This is a genomic window from Leisingera sp. F5, from assembly GCF_001593695.1.
This window is the reverse complement of record NZ_LUKH01000431.1, coordinates 1-2,472: the sequence shown is the minus strand read 5'-3', so window position 1 is coordinate 2,472 and position 2,472 is coordinate 1. Positions and strand designations below refer to the sequence as shown.

At 58.8% G+C, this 2,472-nt stretch carries 4 protein-coding genes; 1 reads left to right on the top strand and 3 read right to left on the bottom strand.

Annotated elements, in window-relative coordinates:
* Positions 1 to 90 precede the first annotated feature (90 nt).
* Positions 91 to 645: an ankyrin repeat domain-containing protein gene (locus tag A2I95_RS31420; protein ID WP_156916878.1), complete on the bottom strand. Its 555-nt coding sequence runs from the start codon at positions 643 to 645 to the stop codon at positions 91 to 93.
* Positions 646 to 884: 239 nt separating this feature from the next.
* Here A2I95_RS31420 and A2I95_RS31415 point away from each other — a divergent pair, with 239 nt between their 5' ends.
* Positions 885 to 1,109: a hypothetical protein gene (locus tag A2I95_RS31415; protein ID WP_027259045.1), complete on the top strand. Its 225-nt coding sequence runs from the start codon at positions 885 to 887 to the stop codon at positions 1,107 to 1,109.
* 66 nt (positions 1,110 to 1,175) lie between these two features.
* Here A2I95_RS31415 and A2I95_RS31410 read toward each other — a convergent pair whose 3' ends face one another.
* Together A2I95_RS31410 and A2I95_RS31405 are read right to left on the bottom strand one after the other, a co-directional pair.
* Positions 1,176 to 1,589: a hypothetical protein gene (locus A2I95_RS31410; protein ID WP_156916879.1), complete on the bottom strand. Its 414-nt coding sequence runs from the start codon at positions 1,587 to 1,589 to the stop codon at positions 1,176 to 1,178.
* Positions 1,590 to 1,630: 41 nt separating this feature from the next.
* Positions 1,631 to 2,472: DUF808 domain-containing protein (locus tag A2I95_RS31405; protein ID WP_291736130.1), on the bottom strand; the 842-nt coding region annotated here is incomplete at its 5' end.

Genomic DNA, 2,472 nt, shown 5'->3' with positions numbered 1-2,472 from the left:
TGCAAATTGACCAGGGAAAGGACGTCAGCTGCTGGCGTCCTTTCTTTTTAGGGGGGCTATGCAGCAATGGCAGCTGCCGGTGCCGGGCGGCTACTGCATCTTGGCCTCTTTCAGTACTTGAAACTCTCCTGATTCAAGCACCCGGGTATTGTTGCCCACCAGGTCAAAGGGGGTTTCTCCCATGTCGTTTACGGCTGCAGGATCCGCACCGGAATCCAGCAGCACCCGGATGGTCTCCGGCCGCCCCCATTTCGCCACCCCGTGCAGCGGCGTCCAGTTGTTGGCTGTGCGTGCATTGGGATCGGCTCCGGCCTTGAGCAGAACCAGCACATTCTCGGGCCCCGCGACGGCCGAGACAAAATGGATCGGTTTTCGGTCGAGAGAATCAGGCGCTCCTACAACCGCGCCGGCTGCAAGCAATGCCTGAATGGCTTCCGGGCTGGCGGAAGCTGCAAAATGCAGCGGAGACCGTCCCATCGATCCCTGTGCATTTACATCTTCGCCCCCTGCAATCAGCTGCTGGATGTCGGCCGGTGTCGCGCTTTGATAGAACTCCGGCTTGCACAGCATGCCGCAGGTTTCCTCTGCAACGGCATAAGGGGCGGATACGAGTAAAGCTACGGTGCCAAGGATTGATTTTTTCACAGTGGATCCCTCTAAAAAGAAACAAGAACAAGCCAGCCGGAAGCTGCGGACACAACCCGGCGTGCACCGCCAGGCGCTGGCTGCTGCAGCCAGGCTGGAACCCGCCGCGCATTAGAGCCGGCAGAGATTATCTGCCGGTAAATTCCCTGCCGGATTGATCTGGACGATCCGCCACGCGGTGCCGGACACTGGTATGTTCCACCCAGCGGGCACTTAGGAAACTGCCAAGGATACGCCCGGTGCAATGGAAGCCGGGGCAAAGCCGGAAGCCCAAGGCACCCAGGCGGTTTGTGCACAACGGCGCCCGGGACCGCTGGCTGCCGGGTGAGCGCGGCCAGGAGAAGAAAGCTGGTTTCGTCGGCATGGACCGCTTCGGCGCCTCCGCCCCCGCAGGCGAACTGTTCCAGCGCTTCGGCATCACTGCCGAGGGCACGGTCGCCAAGGTGAAAGAACTGCTGGGCTGAGGCCCTTCAAATACCAGAAACAGAAAAGGGCTCCTCTCGGAGCCCTTTTTTTTCGATTTGAACCTCCTATTGGGCGTTGTCAGGTTCCAAGGTTTTCTTCAACGCATCATAGGCTTTCTGTGCGTAGTCCAGACGCAGTTCATAGCTACCATTGGCGACGATGAATTCTGGAGGTTGTATCTCTGCAGCAAGAAAAGCTTGCGTCATTTGAGTGCCGGAAAGCGGGATGTAGTCTGAAGACTCGCCGCTGAATTTGTTGAACAACCGGCCTCCGAACCAGCCGCTGCGGTCTTGCGCCTGTTTGGCAGAATGCAAGCGGAAGTGAAGAAAACCGTACAACTGTTTCACATCCATAGGTGCGAGGTCCGCAGCCTTGCTTAGTGCCGAGAGCAAAGACGCCGTTCCGCCTGTCGCTATTTCACCTGCTGCAACCTGGTTTGGAGTTGGACCGGAAAGAATTTTGATAATTGGTTTCTTCAAAAGCGCATCCTGAATCTTTTGTTAATCGTGACTAGTCTCTTTCAGTGACCCGCAGGTTTCCCTGACACAGCTGCAATCACCGGCCCGATCACCTTGGTCGCCAACGGGATTAGAACCAGCCCCCAAGCAACACCAAAAACCCCGTCCATCGCCGCCTTGGCGCTCCATTCGGCAAATCCGGTCCAGCCCTCAGGCACCGCGCGGCCGACGGCATAGGCCCAGTCGTGGATGTGATGGCCGAGCCAGCCAAAGCCCAGCACCTCCAGCCCGTGGATGATGATGGAGCCGCCAACCCACAGCATCGCCGCAGTGCCGACCACCGACAGGATCCACATCAGCACCGGCATGAACTTGACCAGCCCGCGCCCCAGCCCGCGGCCAACGGGCGTCGGCGCGTTCTTGGTCAGATACAGCCCCACATCATCCATCTTCACGATCAGCGCGACAGAGCCGTAAACTGCCAGCGTCACCCCAACAGCCACTACTGCCAGCGTCGCCGCCTGCATCCAGACATTGGGCGCTTCGATCGCGGCCAGCGCGATGGTCATGATCTCGGCGGACAGGATGAAATCGGTCTTGATCGCGCCCTTGATCTTCTGCTCTTCCAGATGGCCGGGATCCTTGATGCTCATATCCTCATCAATCGCGTGGCTGGCATGCGGGAACAGGACATGGAAAATTTTTTCCGCCCCTTCAAAACACAGATAGCTGCCGCCCAGCATCAATAGCGGCGTGATCAGCCAAGGCGCAAAATTGGCCAAGAGCATCGCCACCGGCATCAGCAGGATCAGCTTGTTGAACAGCGAGCCGCGGGTGATGCGCCAGATGATCGGCAGCTCCCGCGCCGGCGCAAACCCCTGCAGGTATTTTGGTGTCACCGCCG